Source organism: Pseudanabaena sp. UWO310 (assembly GCF_006861605.1).
In the GTDB taxonomy this organism is placed as follows: Bacteria; Cyanobacteriota; Cyanobacteriia; order Pseudanabaenales; family Pseudanabaenaceae; genus Pseudanabaena.
Window position 1 is genome coordinate 15,869 of sequence record NZ_SELU01000062.1, and the last position, 17,978, is coordinate 33,846.

Genomic DNA, 17,978 nt, shown 5'->3' on the forward strand with positions numbered 1-17,978 from the left:
ATCTTTTGAGAACCTAAAAACATGAAACCTAAAGCTTGCAAACGTCCAGTCGCGATTACTATTCTTGCCACCACAATGATCGGCACGAGCATTGTACTAATCCTTGATCGCCTATTAAACTTCTATATTTATCGCATTCTAGAAGGTGACACACCTCTAGTCGATAGTAATTCCATTAATTTACAAGTAGTTTCAGGAATTGCCTTTTTAGGTTTTGGCATAGTCCCAATTTTTTTGGCGATCGGACTATGGAATTTAAAGTCTTGGGCTAGGTTTCTCAGCATTTGTCTCTACAGTTCAGTAATGTTTCCCGCAACTGCTGCTTCCTTCCATTGGATTTCACCGCCTTCAGCAACTAAGCTTTTACAAATCCCCAATGTTTTTGATGATGCGCTCAGTATCGATACCAAGGAACCGATCTCGCGATTGATGGTTTTAAATCCCTATATAGCTATTGGCAGTGCGATCGCTCTTGCTATTTTGTTGACTCCTGCGATCGGCAATGCTTTCCGCTCTCGCTATCACCCGACTAATTCAGAAAATTAGATAAATATAAACTGCGATCGCTCACTAGCAAATTTCATTATGTACGAGGCTTTTCACGAATATTCATACCATACAAAAACATATGCAGAATTTCGAGAGGTGACATGGGTGGACTATGAATCATGATGTCACCATTGTTGGGATGAAGATGAAACCGTAAATCTCGTTCATCATTTCTATGATCTGGTAGATTGAGATCAATTCTTAAAAAAGAGGCTACAATCTCTCCTTCTCTTTTAGGGAATCTTATTTCAAAATCAAATCCTATGATTTGAGCAGGTCTAATTGTTTCGTCGATAGTAATAGCAAAATCAAACCAGCGACCATTGTTAAGTTTGAAATGTGGAATGTCTGGATTTCGTTTGAAATTGCGTTTAGAATCTTTGCCACCACCTGTAATTTCGTAATATCCTTGTTTACCATTGCTTATCTTCAGCAACTGATGAAGCTCACTTAGATTCGTACTTAATATCTTTTCATTGCTGGCATCATTCAAACATTTAAAAATTTGTTTCCTTAATTTCTCTGCGCTTTCTATTTCCAGTAGTGTCTGGTTTAAAGAACGCTCTTGGATTTCTTTACAGATCTTTTCCCAACTATTTTTGCCTTTCAAGCAAGTCACCTCGATCGAGTAAAATTAGCCATTCCCCATATTCTGGGTCGGTTGGTAGTTGACGATTCTCAGCCAAAGCTATTATCTCTTCATTGGTTTGACCAGACCATTCTTGTAATGCAGACAAGCGTTGTTCGCATTCTTCAGAAGTAAGTATATCTGCATCTTGATCTAAATAATATATTCGTGAGCCGACAAAACTAACAAAATGAGGAGCATTACTAAACATTAAACGACTTGATTGCTCGGAAAGTACAACTAAGCCACCATTTTTATTTTTGTCTAATTGAGTTCTAAAAGTATCAAAAATCTCCCATTCGTTATTATCCCATGAGTCAAATTGATGTAGTAAGAAGTATTCTTGAGGTGATTCTTTAATGCATTTAACTAGATTTCTTGACCCATATTCTCCTGAAATAGTTACTGCTTCACATTCGCTAAAAATCTCAACACTATCTTGTAACTCATCAATTGTTGATTGTATGTCATCAGGCACAGCAACCAGAACCATCCAACTATTACTATCTGGCGGGCGCAATTCAATTTTTTGCAATAACTCATCTATAGAAGAAAGTTTATCCACTAGCAAATCCATTAGTAAATTCTCTCGTATTAATTTTATTTTGAATAAATAGAACTAAAGTTGGATGAATAGCAAAACGCTGGCGAGGATATTCATATTCTAAGATATGTCCTGTAAGCATTAGTTCAAAATCTTCAGAAGTTCTAGGGAAAAATGATTTCTCAGTTGTAACTTTAATAAGAGTATCTATATTCAAATCAGTTAAACCAATTGTCTTGGAACGTTGCATAAATATAATTGCTTGCTCTGCATGTTGCTCCATAACTAGAGACGAGCCGTCCATATAAGCTTCCTCAATTGCCGCTTGGGTAAGAGACATCAAATCTCGTAAAACTCCTCCAGAATTAAATATGATCATCTCTCTTGCCCTTTGGTTAATAAGCTTTTCAGGATCTCGAACCTTAAAAATGTCTGTAAAAAGTTGTTGAGCTTCAGCATTTTTCAAAACATCTAAATATGGTAAGAAATAGAAATTTTCTGTGTTTTTTACAATATTTACTCTCTCTGTGTATAGAGTTACAATAGAGCCTACAATAATTGCCCCAAATCCATATTTATTAATTTCAATTGCATCGTCAAGAACAGGTTTTACAAACATTTGAGATTCTCTTAGTCTATCTAGACTATCAAAAAGAAATACAACCTGTTTTACTGATTTCTCATTAACGAACTTGCTTACCTTGGCAAAAGCTTGTAAAACTGAACTTCGATTTTCTCGCTTCTCAGTAGTGGTAAATGCTTGAGAGCTTCCCACATTTAGCATTCCCCCTATACCTATGCCCCCTATACTTTGATTTGGTCTTGGTTGATGGTACGTAACAATTTCACTATTTCCATATAGTAATCTCTCAAATATTCTCTTGGAATCACTTATTTCAGAGGTATTGTAGCCTTGCAATGTTTTTATTAATTCAAGACCCGCGATCGCAATTAAAGCACCAGATTGCAGTTCAGAAATATCAGTAAAAAGACTAATATCAATATAAATAGCCTTAATATCTTCCAACTCATTTAAAGCTTGTTGAGTTAATAGTAATTGTGTGGTTTTACCCGATCCAATACCACCAAATAACAAATGTGCTGAAGAAGGTCGGAGAGCAATTTTACCAGTAATAACTCCTACAGGATTATTTGGCAAGTTGATATAAAATCCTCGCTCGACAGCGCGTTGAGGATTAGAAGTACCTTCAAAAGCTGACATCAGCCTGCGGAAAAATTTCAGGCGATCGGACATAACATTTTTAATGAAAGGTTAGTGTTTATATATTAACGGATTAATCGATGAACTGAAAATTATGCATTTGCTCACGATCTATACTGAGAAACTACAGCATAAATCGTGAGTAGCTAAGCGATCGCTATACTTTCTTCACTAAAACCAATTCCTCAGCCGTGAAGTCTTCAAAGGCAGCCTGCTGACTGGCTAATAGCTCAACCGTGGCATCAGCAATATCATTATTTGCCGCAGCGCGATCGCGTAAACGTTGCTGCAAAACTTCCACAGGTGCAGTGCAGTAAATAATCTCTACAGGGATATTTTGAGCTTGCGCGGCAGCGATCGCTTGACTGCGTAAACTAATGCGATCGTACTTCGCATCGAGAATGACCGTAAAGCCTTTGCTGGCTAATAGGGAACCTAATTCCGCTAATCTGGCATAGGTTTTCGCCGTCATCTCTGGCGTATAGATCTCATCACTACCGCGTTCCATCAGATCGATTCCCGCAATTTGCTTGCGGATAGCATCCGATCGCAGATAAATCGCATCTTGCTCAGAAGCGATCGCCCTTGCGGTCGTACTTTTGCCAGAGCCAGATACCCCCGACATGATGATCAATTTGCCCTGTTTGGGTTGCGTATATTCCCAAGCCAATTTGTAATAGGCGGCAGCTTCCGTTTGAGCATTCGCTTTCACATCCGCAGGAATATTGGGGTCGTCGAGCAAGAATGATGTCACCTTAGCCCGCACATAGGCACGCATACTGCAATGCAGCGGTAACAGTACGGCTCCCTCGTAATCGCCAGTACGTTCTAGGTAGGTATTGAGGAAGATATTGGCGAGATCTCTTCTGCCACGAAATTGCAAATCCATTAATAGGAAGGCAGCATCGTACAGCACATCACTATTTCGGAATGGTTCGTTAAACTCAATGCAATCAAAAATTTGAATTTTATCTTGATAGAGACAAATATTTTTTAAATGCACATCACCATGACATTCCCGCACCTTGCCCTTAGCAATGCGATCGCTAAATAAATCAGCATTTTCGGCAAAGAATTTCTCGGTATAGGCGCGAGTTTGCTCGAAATACTCGGCGGTTTGAGCTAGCCCGATATACTTCTCCGTAGAAGCATAGTTATCATTGGCGACGGCGCGTACTGCTTCGGCTGTGCCAAAAGTATTGATATGATCATTAGTTAGCGCCTGTTGATGAAAAGCCGCCAATTGTTCGCCAATTTGTTTTACGTGATCGACCGTCAGCCGACCTGAAGCAAACATCTCAATTAACAAATCCTCTTGCGAAAACTCTGGCATAGCGATCGCATATTCGACTGCCGTTTTCTCGCCAGAGCGATCAAAATGATACTTTCCATCTGTTTCCCCAATGGGCAAAACCGAGAGATACAGATTGGGAGCAAGGCGGCGATTGAGGCGGAGTTCCTCTTCACAGAAATATTTGCGCTTTGCCAAGGTCGAAAAATCGAGAAAGCCAAAATTCATGGGTTTCTTGACTTTATAGGCATAGTCTCCTGTCAATAGCACAAAGGAAATATGCGTTTGCAGAAGTTGGATCGGCTCAGTAACAGGATGATCGTAAAATTCGGGCGCGAGCATTTGCTCGATAATTGGCGGTAAGGACATAGGGGAATTGGTAATTGGTGGAGTTAGTATTTGGAAATTGGTTAATAGCCAATAGTTAATGGCTATTAAGTAATACCAATTCCCAAAATGGCAAAGCCATTTTGGGAATCTCAAAACCTTTCTGGGTTTGGTTTTTAATTCCCAAAAGTGTTGTCACACTTTCGTGAATTGATATAACTGGGCATAATTAAAGAACAGAATCAAAAGCTGTAGCGCTCGCGCAGCTTGCGCTACAGCTTTTGGAATTTTATATTTAATTGCGCCTAGCTACTTAGCTAGGTCGTTTATAGCGGACTAGCCAAGTGAAAAAGAGAATAGGTAGGGAGAGAGCGACTAGACTTTCAGCCCAGAAAAAGGATAGGAAATCCGACAATCCTCCTAGGGGTGGAACTCCAGGCTGGAGATTTCGCACCGCGGGCAAAGCAAATAACATACCAGCAATGAGGGTAAACATACCAAACTCAATGGGACGGGGTTGCCAAAGCACGACGATAGACATGGTGAATATCACCAAGCCAATCAGCCACATGGCAAGCATCAAAAAGATAGAAAAGGATTTAGTGATGATCGATCGCGATACTTTTATCCGCAGTCCCTTGACTTCGTCGGTAGACTCAAACTCATTCTTCGGAATATAGTCTGCATCAACGTTATAACCTGATACTGCTCCATAGAAATTTACTACTATGGGAATTTCTTCCTTATCATCTTTAGGATTGGTAAAAAAGACGTAGAGGTCAGAGACATGGGAATCAAAGGGATAATCGCTAACCCTACCCTTAACTATAGAGATTGTCCCCGTTACGGAGTCGAGAATGTGATTTTTTTCAAGGGTAACTTCAGATTTACCGCTTTCGATGCCCGTAAAAAGTTTTAGATCTTTGGTGAGGTAGAATTCTTTCGTTGAATAAGTTCCTTCTGGTTTAGGCGCAAATCGAAGAGTCAGTTCGCCTTTAATGGGGTCGATCGCTAATAGATTAACTTCAATATCAAGACGATTCGGTATTTTATCATCGCCAAAGACCAGATCAGCCGATCGCTGAGTGCGATCGTTTTGATAGAAATAGAGAGCGCTAGAGAATGCCCCGATAAAGAGGGCTAAGAATAGCAGGATAAGAATAATGCGTTTCCCTAGAAGCTTACGCGCAGTACCTTCCATAGAGTTTGACTCAGTAATTATGAATTAGGGGATTGGTGATTTACTAACAAATCACTACTCAGACTACCCCACTTTGCGCTCGGTCACTAGGGTGAGGCTAGTCCATTCGCCCTTGCGATCATAGGCACGGATCATCCGTTGGTGTAGATCTGGCTCGACGAGCCATGACAGGGATATTTGAAATGGCTGACGGTTAACGATCGCGATCGGACAGGTTATCGATGCGCCATCGGGTAAAAATAAGGTCTGGCTCGTCATTTGATCTGTCATTTGATCGGTCGATGTGGAATCGGGCATATCCCGCTCAAAGTTGAGGATGTGGGGATAATGAGCATCTTGCCTGCCAGTGGAGGTAATCGTTTGCAATCCCCTATTTGTCTGCATTTGCAGGGACATGATCGCGCGATCGCCATCATATTGCCATTCCGTCGTCGTGGATATACTCTCAGGCTCGAACCAATCGGCAGAAATTACCATTGCAGAACCTTCCCATTTACCAATTAAGTCCTTTACCGTTAAAGGAGGACGTTCGGGGCTACCGCTCTGGGGTAAATGCTCACGAATGAGCGTAAAGTAATTCAGGCGACTGGCTTTATCGTAGAGAGCAACTAACCGCAAACGGCGATCGCCATAAATCAAGCCTAACTCTGATCCAAATTCACTATAGGGGGCAAATTGCAACGAGCCCTGCGAAAAAGCCCCGTTCTCAAAAAAGCTGGTACTGCGGTTGAGGGTGCGATATTCCAAAACTAAGTCCTGTGGCTGTCCCCCATAAAAGCGTCGCACTACCTGACGCATGGTTTGGTGGTCGGCTTGCAGTTCCAGACTGGTTTCGCTAGGAATATCTTCTAAGATTTCGCCACTTGGGGATATGCGCGTAAAGGAACCTTGCCAACAGCCAAGATTTTGGAGCAAACATTCCCATTGCGATCGCATAATCTTTTATACCCAAACCAACTTTTGTCTAGTGTATCAGGACTATAGAGTGGCGGCGCTTCGCTCCGCCACATCTTTCTAGCGGCAGCTATATCTTCAGGCAAGCTCTTAATTTTGCGATTGTTTTAAGGGGATTTCAATGGTGAACTCAGTGCCAATCCCTACTTCAGACCGAAAAGAAAGCTTACCGCCATGATTTTCAGTAACGATCTGGTAAGCGATCGATAGTCCCAAACCCGTCCCTTTGCCGACGGGCTTAGTCGTAAAAAACAGGTCAAACAAACGGTTACGAATATTTTCAGGGATACCACTACCATTATCGGCAATTTTAACGACTAAGCGATCGCCCTGAGGTTGCTCATTCAGAATTTCCGTCCTAATTAGGATCGTGGAGACTTTGCCATCTTTTCTCGTCCATTGTGGTTTATCGTTCACCATTTGCCACAGACCATTATGCTCGGCATCCGACTCCAGCGCATCGATCGCATTGGTCAGCAAATTCATAAACACTTGATTTAGTTGTCCTGCATAGCATTCGACTTCAGGAAGATCGCCATAGTCTCTTTTAATGAGAATCTCAGGACGACTAGGTGTAGATTTAATGCGACTTTGTAAAATCATCAAAGTGCTATCAATTCCCTCATGGATATCCACATACTTAGCCCCCGCTTCATCGCTGCGAGAGAACTTATTGAGGGACAGGACGATTTTATGAATCCGTTCTGCTCCAAGGCGAATGGAACCAATTAATTTTGTAAAGTCTTGGGCAAGAAAATCAATGTCGATCTCCTGCAACTTCGATTGCACAGGTTCGACTGGCGTTGGATAATTGACGCGATATGCCTCTACAAGATTCAAGAGATCGGCTGTATAGGTATCGGCATAGGAGAGATTGCCATAAATAAAGTTCACAGGATTGTTAATTTCATGGGCAATTCCTGCCACCAATTGCCCAAGTCCAGACATTTTTTCGGCTTGAATCAATTGCGATTGAGTACTTTTTAGCTCTTGTAACGCATATTCGAGTTTTTCGGCTTGCAGACGATACTTTTCTTCAGAGGCGCGGACAAGAGCTTCAGCAGCAAGACGTTCGGTAATATCGCGCAAACTCCACACTCGCCCCGCACGACCATCTAAAACATGTTGGGGTTGCGAATAACATTCCAGAGTACGACCATCATCGAGTTCTACGACCTCGAAACTATTTTGGTCGCCGCTTAGCTCCTTGCCAAAGTTATGTAGATACTTAGATGAGGTAATCCTTTGGGTCACATATTCAAGGATTTGAGTATCATTATGAGATGTAAAAATGCGATCGGGAATGCGCCATAATTCGACAAATTTTTGATTGCAAATAGTAATATTGCGGCATTCATCTAAAACTAAAATGCCATCGGCAGTTGCCTCAAGGGTTGCGCCGAGGGCTGCAAAACTTTTGTTAATTTCAGCTTCTGCAACTTGGCGATCGCTAATATTTGTACAGACATAGGTCGTACCGATCACCTGACCCGATGGATTTTTGACAGGATTGACCCGAAGCGCCATAGGCACATCTTGGCGATGGCGATCGCGCATATGCAGTTCGCTCGACCAATTACCACCACGCATGACTGCCTTGTGAATTATTTGAGAAGTTTCTATATCGGCAAATAAGCAGGCGAAATTTTGCTCTTCCTGCAATGCTGATAAATCATAGGCAAATAGATCGCTGAAAGCCAGATTAATGTAGATCGGCTTCCCCGTCTCATCAGTAATACAGATCGCATCATTAGCGCTCTCGATCGCCGTACCAATCTTGGTAAAAGCATCTTCTAGATATCGACGTTCCTCAATTTCTTCTTCTAGCTGCTGTTTTAAGGACGAGCTCAGGGGATCGGTCAAAGCCTGACTAGCAATAATTATGCCCCCTGCGGAGCCGTCATCTCCATACCAAGTCTGCACATTCCACTGAAAGTTATGAGCCGACTCACCACGAGTCATAATCTCAATTTCCCCTGCATAATGCATCTGACCACCGCTTAAGCAGCGCTCCAAACCATTTTTATGGGCGATCGCCCTAGGCAAGGAATCATAAAGATTAGTACCAATTAGTTTGAGGCGTGGGATACCAAGCATTTTGACCCAAGGCTGGCTCACCAGTATATAGTTCATATCGCGATCGAACATTGCGATCGGCACGGGACAAAATTCCACAAACCATCGCAGATACTTTTCTGCGTGGTTAGCACGGGTTAAAATTGTTCCCCACTGGGCTTTTGGGTTGGCTTTTGCCATCCGAACCTTACTTACTTGCGAATTGGACTAAATATGCATCTAGAGATTGTAGCCGCTTCCGAATTCCTAGAGTGTGCTATCTGAACCAGAATTTAGTTTTTTGTGTTACACACTCTTTTCACCAGTGAATAATACCAATTTAAGACGACCATTCTTTAGAGTGGGAAGGGAGATGAACATGTATGGACATGTTAAGATCTAGCTGAGTCATAATTTAAAGAAGTCATGAGGACAGTCCCCTCGGTGCAGCAATATCCGATCTTCGGCTCTGAAATTAAATGTCCCCATTGTCGGCAAATTATTCCTGCTTTAATTTTGACTGACACCTATCTTTGTCCTAGGCATGGAGCCTTTGAGGTCGATCGCAATTGCAAAGATCTCGTCCATTTGCAGTCTGATCGCCAATGGAGACTATGGAACGATGAATGGTATCGACAACATATTCATCCCGATGGGATTCGTTTTGAAATCCATGAATGTATTGATCGGCTTTACACGCAAGGCTATCGTGCCCTTAAGGTGACCATCGCCCAACGCTATACAAATCTGGTCATTCCTTACCTCGAAACTACTGCGATCGGTTCTAATATCCAAAAACTCTATGGATTAAATGTAGAATTTAGCCCTCCCGAAGAGCAGGAAGCCCGTTGGGGAATCATCAATTTCGAGATCGAAAAAGAGTTAGGCACGCCCAAAGGCTATCCCTATTTCCGTTCGTTTTAATGAATCGCTACTATAGCTACAGTCACTCAAACCCCAAGCATTGACTGGCGGCGCTTGCGCCGCCAGTCATGTTTATTTTGCTGTGGTCTTGCGCCAAGTCTGCCAGCCCTCCCAGCGTCCACCCCAACCGGCCCTTAGTTTTTGGCTCGCCATATTGCCGTCTTTTGGCAAGAATCTCAGCCATTGCAATAAGCCAAAGGCCTCGGATGTGCCGATCGCGATCGCCCAGACTGCAAAAACGAATCGGTGCAGGGGGGACAGATATTCCAACAGGGCAACCGTCTCATTATGGACGGCATTAACTGAGGCTTGAGAGTTAAAGGCATGGCGCTGATCTTCATCAAAGCGTTGAGCGGGAAAGTGATCGACCGCGATTTGCGGATCGTAAATTAATTTCCAACCTTGTTTTTTCATCGCTAATGAAAAAGCCAGCTCAAAATGTACCTGTGCGCCCGATCCCCGCATTCTGTGATCGAAATGTAAGCCAGCGATCGCTTTACGACGAAAACTCATGTTTACCCCCTTGAGGACATCGACTTCACGCCCTACACCGCTCCCGATGTGATGGTTGCCAATCACCCGACCAAACCATTGCACCTTACCGACTACCGCCCTCGCTCCATCCTCCAGCTTTGTGCCGTAATATACCCAATCTCGACCGCCAACCCCGCCAATCTTTTCGTCAGCTAGATAGTAAGCTTCTATCCTCTGCAACCAATCTGGATGGGGAGCCGCATCATCATCAGTAAAGGCAACAATATCTCCCCCTGCCGCATCAAGTCCAATATTCATCGCGGCGATTACGCCCGTCACGGTTACTGTCGCCGTATGCAAAGGCAATGCCTCGCGATCGTAGCTTTCCAGAAATTGCCAAGTTTCGCGATCGGTATCACGGACAATCACCCATACCTCATCCACAGGACGATTTTGTAACTTCAAAGCTGTTAAGCATCGTGATAGGTCTTGAGGACGCAGATAGGTTGGCACAACTACAGTTATCTTCATTCTAGTATTTTCCAGAAATTAGTTATGAAATTAGGGATTTTAGGTTAATCGCAATCTTAAATGAGACAGTGTGAAGAATTAGACGTTGCGGCGCTTCGCGCCGCAACGTCTAATTCTTCACTGGGCAGGGAGTAACATTATTTAATAGCCTCTTCATAGGCGGCAACTGTGCTGAAAGTCATGGATTCTAGAGTGAATTTTTGCGCTGTAAATTTCAGGGTATTTTCCACCATACGCGATCGCAAATCAGGATTTTCTGATAACTGGAGCAATCGCGATGACAGCATCTCTAAATCATTAAAAGGAATAATAAAGCCATTTACCCCATCCTCGATTTGATCGTAAGCACCCGCAGCAGGTGTTCTGATAGGTACAACTCCGCAAGCCATTGATTCCACAATTACGAGAGGAAATCCCTCCGCTTGACTAGGCAAAACAATCACATCGGCAGCCCAATAGACTTGGCGAGGTTCAGTTACGTAACCAAGAAACAGAAATCTTTGTTGATTTTGAGCATTGGCTAAGGCATAGGCTTCTATTTCTTCCCGCTGATCTCCCGAACCCGCAAACAGACATTTACAGTTAGATTGAGGGTTGCGTGCCACAATTTGATTCACCGCATCGATCAGTAGTTTATGCCCCTTATCCCATTGGGTTCTCCCCACTAAAGCGATCGCAAAATCCTGCTCAGACAGATTAAACTTCTCCCTTGATTGTCGCCGCTCTTCAGCATTCGGCACATGGAAATATTGTGTATTAATACCGTTAAAAACTTTCTTTATTTGCGATTTAGCAATACCAATGTCCTCTATCAACCATTGCTCGATATCCGATGAAATGGCAATAAAGGTATGGGGTGCAAAAAATCTGAGATACTGTTTGAGAACAGCTCTTTTAAATCTCGCTCTTTGACCTTCGGGGTGACTATCAGCAACTTTATCTGAATTAGTGGACTTAAGAAGGTGTGAGGTGGCGATACACCTAACCTTCGTAAATATTTTGGCGATCGCTGCTACAAATAGCATTGAGTAGCCATGAGCATGAAAAACTTGAATTTCCAAGCGCTTCACCGCATCTAAAATTTGTGAAACTGTCGCCCAAGATGGAAGCGATCGGTTGAAATCATCAATGACTATCCATTCCTCCGATAATTCCTTGAGCGACTCAAAACGTTTTAGAGAAGATGAATCAAAACTTACCTTCCCAGTGATCAAAACCACTTTCCATCCTAAATTCTTGAGACCCCGCATTAAAGTCTCACAGTGGGAAGCAATTCCATCGTTGCAATCAACTCGGCTGAGGAGAAAACCGACATTTTTTGGGGAGTTCACAGGTAAAATTCACCTCAATCTAAAATATCCAAACATTACCATCAAAACGATTTGATTTTTTCTTTGTTTTATTTACATCTCGCTCAGCATAATCATTAAGTAGCTAGGCATAAGTAACTTTAAAACCCAGAAGAGCATACCGCCCGCTGAGCGGGCGGTATGCTCTCTGATTTTGGTTTTTAATTATGCCTAGCTACTTACTACCGCAATTTAAAAAGTTTGCTAGCATCTGAATGATTATCCAAATTTTAGATGCAATCTACCATGATTAAATAACATATTAAATAACAAATATGAGCGATCGTCCTAGCTTCTCATCCCCTCTTTTAAATCCCAGTCAAGACTTTAGTTCCAAAAACGCATCAGAAGCATGGTTGGCGGTAATCATCTTCTCCCTCACCACAATACTTTTAATTTCCATCGGCAGCGTTGGCAGCAAAATCCTCAATATTGCCTTTCCTTTCGGTTCACTAGTTGTAGGATGGTTCTTCTATTTTCGATATCCCAACTTTTACATTGGCTTTATGTGGTGGAGCCTCTTTTTAACTCCGCTCATACGTCGGCTTTCAGATTTCCGATCTGGGGCTTTTGTGGATTCTAGTCCCATTCTTTTAGCACCGAGCTTAATTATTCTTATCTCATTTCACACTATGTACTTTAACTTACCTAAAGCAAGAGAACAGGGAACAGCTCCCTTTTCTTTAGCTCTGGCAAGTGTCATCTATGCTTATTTTATCGGATTACTGAACCCAGCAACTTCTTTTGTTAAGGCAAGTGTAGCCTTTTTAGGGTGGATAACTCCGATTTTATTCGGCTATCATCTATTCGTCCATTGGGAGAGATATCCTGATTACAGTAAAACTTTCAAACGGGTTTTCCTATGGGGATGCTTGCTTGTTGGATTATATGGAATTTATCAATATATTGTGGCTCCTGAGTGGGATCGATTATGGCTAGTTGGCTCAAAGATGGATTCTAGTGCTGGAAAGCCCGAACCTTTTGGAATGCGTGTATGGAGTACAATTAACTCTCCTGGACCTTTCGCCGATATGATTACTAGTAGCCTATTAGTTGTCTTTAGTTGTAAAGGTGGATTAGTCGTTCCCGCCGCAGGAGCGGGAATCCTATCGCTACTACTGAGTGCAGTGCGAACGGGATGGTTAGGTTGGTTTGGAGGATTGATTTTGTTCAGCTCTTCACTCAAGCCAAAGCAGCAGTTGCGTTTGGTACTAACTGTTGTGGTGTTGTTAGGATGCATTATTCCCCTGAGTACTATGGAACCCTTTGCAGGAACAATCGCCACAAGGTTCTCGACGTTGGGAGATCTGCAAAATGATACCAGTGCTTCAATTAGACAAAATATTTACAAGGATTTCTTTGAGAATGGAATATTCAACTTTATGGGAGATGGAATTGGGGTTAACGACACTGTAGATGCAGGGATTTTATCCTTAATTCTAGATTTAGGATGGATCGGCGCTTTACCCTATACAGCTTCAATTTTACTATGTGCGATTACTTTATTTAAAAACTTAGGAAAGTATCGTAACGACTTATTTATTACAACTTGTTGTTCCGTGTTGGTAAAATCATTTGCTTTCTTTCTTGCTACTCGGGTTACAGCAGGAATTCATGGCATCATTATTTGGAGCTTTATTGGTATTGGTTTAGCAGGACAGCGATATTGGAATCACCAGCAAAGCCTACAATTCAATGAATTACTTAAGGGAAAAGAGATTTAAGGAATATCAAAAGGAATATCAATATATCAATGAAAATCTGTATCGTAACGCCTTATATAATTAAAAGTGATGGGCAAGGTCGAGCGAATTACGAGCTTGTTTTAGAGGCAATTCGCTGCAATCACCAACTTAGTTTGGTGAGCAGAAAAATAGAAATTGATCTATTAGACAACCCTCTCATTGAATGTGTGAGTCTGCCTGTTGATCAGTTCCCGACTGAGTTATTGCGGGGTATAGTATTCGCTCGCAAGAGTGCTGATTGGTTACGATCGCATCGCCATGAATTTGATGTGGTTTTAGCCTGCGGAGCAGTAACTGCCGCTGCTAGCGATGTGAATGTCATCCATTTTGTGCATAGTGCTTGGTTGCGATCGCCCACCCATACTTGGAAAATTCGCCAAGATCTCTATGGCGCTTATCAATGGTTGTTTTCGGCGTTAAATTCTCGGTGGGAAAAACAATCTTTGCAGCAAACCAAAATAGTGGTAGCAGTATCTGACAATATTCAACGGGAATTAATTGACATCGGGATTTCCCGCGATCGGATTCGTGTAATTTATAATGGCGTGGATCTCGAAGAATTTACGCCATTATCAGAAACTCGCGATCGCTTTGGATTGCCCGATCGAGTCAATTTGGCGCTATTTGCGGGAGACATTAGAACCAATCGCAAGAATTTAGATACGGTGCTCAAGGCGCTAGTAAATGTGCCTGATTTACATTTAGCTGTAGTTGGCAATACGGAAAGAAGCCCCTATCCAGAACTTGCCAGACAATTAGGGATAAGCGATCGCGTTCATTTCTTGGGCTATCGGCGCGATGTGGCGAAAATCATGCAAGCCGTTGACTTTTTTGTGTTCCCATCGCGTTACGAACCCTTTGGGATGGTCGTGAGTGAGGCGATGGCTTCAGGGCTTCCCGTAATTACTACTGCTGTATCAGGGGTGGCGGCAATTATTACGAATGAATGCGGCATAATTCTAGACGATCCAGAAGACGCACAAGCCTTAAGCCAAGCGATGACTGAGTTAAGTATTAATGGCGATCTGAGGGCAAGAATGGGCAAATCAGCACGCGCGATCGCCGAACAGCATAGTTGGCGAAGTAAAGCCCAACAATATCTCCATTTATTTACAGAATTGCTAAGTAGCTAGGCATAAGTAAACTTAAAACCTAGAAGAGCATACCGCCCGCTACGCGGGCGGTACGCTCTCTGGTTTTATTTTTTAATTATGCCTAGCTACTTAGATAATTAAGGAATCGTTGCGCAAAGCATAACATCTCTATCTAGCGGGGTCTGCCCAGAGTCGTAATATAGAGAACAGCTTCGTCATTGGGAATTCCCAAAACTTCGTTAACGAGATCGTCAAAGAATCCCGCGATACCGCTGACACCAACGCCTAAACCGATCGCCGCCAGATTTAATCTCTGTCCGAGATGTCCTGCATCCATATGTAAATAGCGATATACGCGATCGCCATATTTCGTCACCGCTTTTTGGAGATCGGCGGTATGAAAAATTACGGCTCCCGCATCGCGTCCGAGTTCTTGACCGAGGCAAAGATAATGCAATTCTTCGCGAAAATTTTTAAAGCGAATTTGGCGTAACTCTTGCGATTTGGGCGCGTAGTAATAACATCCTTCTTCCAAATCTTCTACGCCTGTAACAGCCACAAAGGTTTCAATCAAACTGAGGTCAAAATAATCGGGACTGCCGTCAAGCCCCTGATCAGTATAGTGTTGGGGCTGATAGGTAAAATCGAGAATGGCTTTGAGTTCTGCGAGTTCTAGCTTAGCGCCACTATACTCACGGGTCGATCGCCTCTGCAAGATCGTATTCTCCAGCATTTCCAGATCGTCGCCCCAGTGAATGCTCTCCGTCGCGGTACTAACTTTGCTACAGAAAGGGAAGTTGTACTTATCGAGATCTGGTTTGTTCCCTTGATCGCTCTGGGGCTCGATCGGGCTTGCTGGCTCTAATATAGCCTTCTGCTTGGGCATTTCCGCAATTTGGGTTGCTTGGTGTAAGTAGGCTAATAGTTCACCATCAGGAATTTGAGGATAACTGGAAGCCACGAGTGAGGGTAAGGCGGTCATGAGCCCTTTGGGCATATTGAGCGATCGCTGCATCGGCTCCCGCGATTCCTGCCCACGCCCAGTTCGTTCTTCGTCTTGCAGATCGACAATAGGGACAATCGCGATCGCTCCTTCCAACTGTTTATCTAAAAACAGCAATTCATTGACGGCTTCATCATCAAAGCCACCAATGAGATAGGACTGATAGTCCTCGATCGAGCTAGCTAGCTCGATATTTCCGAGCAAATGTCCCGTATCTAGAAAAATGCGGCGATAGGCGCGATCTTGATAGCGCCATGCCGATCGCTGAAATACGGCAGTAATGGCGATCACCATACGTGTATTTTGTAAGGTGGGATGACCAAAACAAGCCTTTTGCAAATTCACCCAAGCATTACTGTCTTGCCAAAAATGAATTAGGCTATGGGTGCGCACCTGATAGTTATAGATCCCTGCGGACAAAAGGGGAGTTCCTGCGGAAATTAAATATACCTCGGCAGGATATAAACCGCCTGCCGAAGGCGCAGCCCTTAGATAAAAATCTTCGCCTGTTACCGTCGGTACTCTTGCTGTCAACCCATAACTACAAAAGAGCAGCCGTGACAGCCTTCGCCATCGGCTCGCTAATAAACCATCGCGATCGGACTGGATCTCTTCGGTCAGATAGGGCTTGAGGTCGTATACTGTACCAATTTTATAGTCCTTATAGGGCGATGGCTGGGTATTCCAATCTAGACCTTGGCTCTTTCTAGCAAGGGTTTCAGGGGCGTACTTCGTACGCTCGTGATAATGTTCGGCGAAGGAAAGTCTAGCTTCGGGCATGAATTTGCAAATAGGCGGGTAGATTAATCTTAAACCCTGAAAGTAGGAGCAAGTCATGAATCGTCCCTACTTTTTAGGTTTAGTCAAAAATTGCGATCGCAACAACCATGATTTGGCATATGATGGAAAGGTTGTCAAAAATTTCCTAATTTGAAATTCATCATTCAAGATTAGGAAATTATCACGTTTAATATAGGGATCACGTCATGGCAGTACCCAAGAAGAAAACTTCTAAATCTAAGAGAGATAGCCGTAAAGCAGTATGGAAACGCAAAGCCGCAGTTCATGCCCAAAGAGCTATTTCCTTAGGTAAGTCCATCCTCTCAGGCAAAAATGATGGTTTTGTCTATCCGCTGGCTGAAGAGGCTGAAACAGAAGAGTAATCTTAAAAAAAGACGAGCTTAGCTCGTCTTTTTTTTGCTCTAAGCTTGCCTAGTGGTAACCGTACTAATGCATAAAGCCCAAGGATAGAGTGGCGGCGCTCTGCGCCGCCACTCTATCCTTGGGCTTTTAACTCCATGAAGTTGCTAGTTTCCATAACTGATAACCGAGTCCTAGCCCTATTAAGCAAGGAATCGTTAATATCACGATCGCTATCCAAAATTTTCTTTTTTTGGTGAGCACTTCACCAACAAATGCGATCGCCGTTAACCCCACCCACACCACGATCGCCACCACCGAAAGATAAAACTTCAAGCGAATTACAAACACCAAACCACCTACGATCAATAAACCGCTGATTAAATACCCCCACTTCATCAGGGCATAGTCAGCAAAGGCAGTAATGATGGGGAATAGCCCCACGATCGTAAAACCTGCGATCGCTAAATTTTTGTGGGCGGGGATAGTCATTAGGACTGCAAGAAAATACCCCATACAGACATAACTAATTAAAATGATTCCCAGCCATAGCCCCAAAAAATTGATTTTTTTGAAAGGTAACTTTGGCTTTGGTAGCCTAAATTGAGAGGAATCAAATTTAGGTAAACCAACTCTAGGAAGGTTAAATCTTTTAAACCGATCTGATTTTGGGCTATCTGATTTTGGGCTATCTGATTTTGGGCTGTCTGATTTGGAGCTATCTGATTTTGAGCTATCTGATTTTGGGCTGCCAGATTTCGAGCTATCTGATTTTGCGGCTCCATCACTATCCTGACTATGACCTTGGGACTGCTCAGCGTTCTTTTTTTGCTTTTCTAGATTTTCTGGATCGTCAGCCATAATTTCATCCCGATAATATATAGCTAGCTATATTCACTTAACAAACCGAATAGAGAGTGGCGGCGCTTCGCGCCGCCACTCTCTAT

General features: G+C 43.0%; 16 protein-coding genes. 5 read left to right on the forward strand and 11 right to left on the reverse strand.

Annotated features, from left to right (window positions below; all coding sequences use genetic code 11):
- The first annotated feature begins 21 nt into the window (after positions 1–21).
- Positions 22–546, forward strand: coding sequence for a hypothetical protein (locus PseudUWO310_RS18040; RefSeq protein ID WP_142603722.1), 525 nt, complete (start codon positions 22–24; stop codon positions 544–546).
- A gap of 37 nt (positions 547–583) precedes the next feature.
- Here the strand turns inward: PseudUWO310_RS18040 and PseudUWO310_RS18045 are convergent, their stop codons facing one another.
- The 7 genes from PseudUWO310_RS18045 to PseudUWO310_RS18075 form a co-directional block, all read right to left on the reverse strand.
- Positions 584–1,168: a hypothetical protein gene (locus PseudUWO310_RS18045; RefSeq protein ID WP_223805738.1), complete on the reverse strand. Its 585-nt coding sequence runs from the start codon at positions 1,166–1,168 to the stop codon at positions 584–586.
- The gene (locus tag PseudUWO310_RS18050) at positions 1,143–1,754 is read right to left on the reverse strand and encodes a hypothetical protein (protein ID WP_009625143.1); all 612 of its coding nucleotides are present in this window, start codon (positions 1,752–1,754) and stop codon (positions 1,143–1,145) included. The genes PseudUWO310_RS18045 and PseudUWO310_RS18050 overlap by 26 nt, the downstream gene beginning before the upstream one ends.
- Positions 1,735–2,976: a hypothetical protein gene (locus PseudUWO310_RS18055; protein WP_142603726.1), complete on the reverse strand. Its 1,242-nt coding sequence runs from the start codon at positions 2,974–2,976 to the stop codon at positions 1,735–1,737. Before PseudUWO310_RS18055 ends, PseudUWO310_RS18050 begins: the two co-directional genes overlap by 20 nt.
- A 124-nt stretch (positions 2,977–3,100) precedes the next feature.
- Positions 3,101–4,603, reverse strand: a complete 1,503-nt coding sequence (locus PseudUWO310_RS18060) for an AAA family ATPase (RefSeq protein WP_142603728.1) — start codon at positions 4,601–4,603, stop codon at positions 3,101–3,103.
- A 271-nt stretch (positions 4,604–4,874) separates the two neighbouring features.
- Entirely contained in the window at positions 4,875–5,762 is an 888-nt protein-coding gene (locus PseudUWO310_RS18065; RefSeq protein WP_142603730.1) for a DUF4436 family protein, read from the reverse strand.
- Between the two features lie 63 nt (positions 5,763–5,825).
- On the reverse strand, positions 5,826–6,698 hold the full coding sequence (locus tag PseudUWO310_RS18070; protein ID WP_142603732.1) for a DUF3598 family protein: 873 nt from the start codon (positions 6,696–6,698) through the stop codon (positions 5,826–5,828).
- A 108-nt stretch (positions 6,699–6,806) separates the two neighbouring features.
- Complete coding sequence (locus PseudUWO310_RS18075; RefSeq protein ID WP_142603734.1) at positions 6,807–8,972, reverse strand: ATP-binding protein; 2,166 nt, start codon at positions 8,970–8,972, stop codon at positions 6,807–6,809.
- 225 nt (positions 8,973–9,197) lie between these two features.
- Between PseudUWO310_RS18075 and PseudUWO310_RS18080 the strand changes: the two genes are divergently transcribed.
- Complete coding sequence (locus PseudUWO310_RS18080) at positions 9,198–9,695, forward strand: TIGR02652 family protein (protein WP_009629284.1); 498 nt, start codon at positions 9,198–9,200, stop codon at positions 9,693–9,695.
- Between the two features lie 72 nt (positions 9,696–9,767).
- On the opposite strand, the gene PseudUWO310_RS18085 is transcribed toward PseudUWO310_RS18080, so the two are convergent.
- Both PseudUWO310_RS18085 and PseudUWO310_RS18090 read right to left on the reverse strand, forming a co-directional pair.
- On the reverse strand, positions 9,768–10,700 hold the full coding sequence (locus PseudUWO310_RS18085) for a glycosyltransferase family 2 protein (protein ID WP_142603736.1): 933 nt from the start codon (positions 10,698–10,700) through the stop codon (positions 9,768–9,770).
- Between the two features lie 137 nt (positions 10,701–10,837).
- Positions 10,838–12,031, reverse strand: coding sequence for a glycosyltransferase family 4 protein (locus PseudUWO310_RS18090; RefSeq protein WP_142603737.1), 1,194 nt, complete (start codon positions 12,029–12,031; stop codon positions 10,838–10,840).
- 293 nt (positions 12,032–12,324) lie between these two features.
- On the opposite strand from PseudUWO310_RS18090, the gene PseudUWO310_RS18095 reads away from it, so the two are divergent.
- Together PseudUWO310_RS18095 and PseudUWO310_RS18100 are read left to right on the forward strand one after the other, a co-directional pair.
- Positions 12,325–13,773 (forward strand): O-antigen ligase domain-containing protein, encoded by a 1,449-nt coding sequence (locus PseudUWO310_RS18095; RefSeq protein WP_142603739.1) that lies wholly within the window; start codon positions 12,325–12,327, stop codon positions 13,771–13,773.
- 29 nt (positions 13,774–13,802) lie between these two features.
- On the forward strand, positions 13,803–14,927 hold the full coding sequence (locus PseudUWO310_RS18100; protein WP_142603741.1) for a glycosyltransferase family 4 protein: 1,125 nt from the start codon (positions 13,803–13,805) through the stop codon (positions 14,925–14,927).
- A gap of 133 nt (positions 14,928–15,060) precedes the next feature.
- On the opposite strand, the gene PseudUWO310_RS18105 is transcribed toward PseudUWO310_RS18100, so the two are convergent.
- The gene (locus PseudUWO310_RS18105) at positions 15,061–16,671 is read right to left on the reverse strand and encodes a SagB/ThcOx family dehydrogenase (protein WP_142603743.1); all 1,611 of its coding nucleotides are present in this window, start codon (positions 16,669–16,671) and stop codon (positions 15,061–15,063) included.
- A gap of 206 nt (positions 16,672–16,877) precedes the next feature.
- On the opposite strand from PseudUWO310_RS18105, the gene rpmF reads away from it, so the two are divergent.
- Complete coding sequence (gene rpmF, locus PseudUWO310_RS18110; RefSeq protein ID WP_009628677.1) at positions 16,878–17,054, forward strand: 50S ribosomal protein L32; 177 nt, start codon at positions 16,878–16,880, stop codon at positions 17,052–17,054.
- A 127-nt stretch (positions 17,055–17,181) separates the two neighbouring features.
- On the opposite strand, the gene PseudUWO310_RS18115 is transcribed toward rpmF, so the two are convergent.
- Complete coding sequence (locus PseudUWO310_RS18115) at positions 17,182–17,892, reverse strand: hypothetical protein (protein ID WP_142603746.1); 711 nt, start codon at positions 17,890–17,892, stop codon at positions 17,182–17,184.
- Positions 17,893–17,978 lie beyond the last annotated feature (86 nt).

What these genes read in the sequence shown, in the direction of transcription:
- PseudUWO310_RS18115 (WP_142603746.1), bottom strand. Translation starts at nt 17,892, where the DNA reads ATGGCTGACGATCCAGAAAATCTAGAAAAGCAAAAAAAGAACGCTGAG.
- PseudUWO310_RS18070 (WP_142603732.1), bottom strand. Translation starts at nt 6,698, where the DNA reads ATGCGATCGCAATGGGAATGTTTGCTCCAAAATCTTGGCTGTTGGCAA.
- PseudUWO310_RS18105 (WP_142603743.1), bottom strand. Translation starts at nt 16,671, where the DNA reads ATGCCCGAAGCTAGACTTTCCTTCGCCGAACATTATCACGAGCGTACG.
- PseudUWO310_RS18040 (WP_142603722.1), top strand. Translation starts at nt 22, where the DNA reads ATGAAACCTAAAGCTTGCAAACGTCCAGTCGCGATTACTATTCTTGCC.
- PseudUWO310_RS18075 (WP_142603734.1), bottom strand. Translation starts at nt 8,972, where the DNA reads ATGGCAAAAGCCAACCCAAAAGCCCAGTGGGGAACAATTTTAACCCGT.
- PseudUWO310_RS18050 (WP_009625143.1), bottom strand. Translation starts at nt 1,754, where the DNA reads ATGGATTTGCTAGTGGATAAACTTTCTTCTATAGATGAGTTATTGCAA.
- PseudUWO310_RS18095 (WP_142603739.1), top strand. Translation starts at nt 12,325, where the DNA reads ATGAGCGATCGTCCTAGCTTCTCATCCCCTCTTTTAAATCCCAGTCAA.
- PseudUWO310_RS18060 (WP_142603728.1), bottom strand. Translation starts at nt 4,603, where the DNA reads ATGTCCTTACCGCCAATTATCGAGCAAATGCTCGCGCCCGAATTTTAC.
- PseudUWO310_RS18065 (WP_142603730.1), bottom strand. Translation starts at nt 5,762, where the DNA reads ATGGAAGGTACTGCGCGTAAGCTTCTAGGGAAACGCATTATTCTTATC.
- PseudUWO310_RS18085 (WP_142603736.1), bottom strand. Translation starts at nt 10,700, where the DNA reads ATGAAGATAACTGTAGTTGTGCCAACCTATCTGCGTCCTCAAGACCTA.
- rpmF (WP_009628677.1), top strand. Translation starts at nt 16,878, where the DNA reads ATGGCAGTACCCAAGAAGAAAACTTCTAAATCTAAGAGAGATAGCCGT.
- PseudUWO310_RS18080 (WP_009629284.1), top strand. Translation starts at nt 9,198, where the DNA reads ATGAGGACAGTCCCCTCGGTGCAGCAATATCCGATCTTCGGCTCTGAA.
- PseudUWO310_RS18100 (WP_142603741.1), top strand. Translation starts at nt 13,803, where the DNA reads ATGAAAATCTGTATCGTAACGCCTTATATAATTAAAAGTGATGGGCAA.
- PseudUWO310_RS18055 (WP_142603726.1), bottom strand. Translation starts at nt 2,976, where the DNA reads ATGTCCGATCGCCTGAAATTTTTCCGCAGGCTGATGTCAGCTTTTGAA.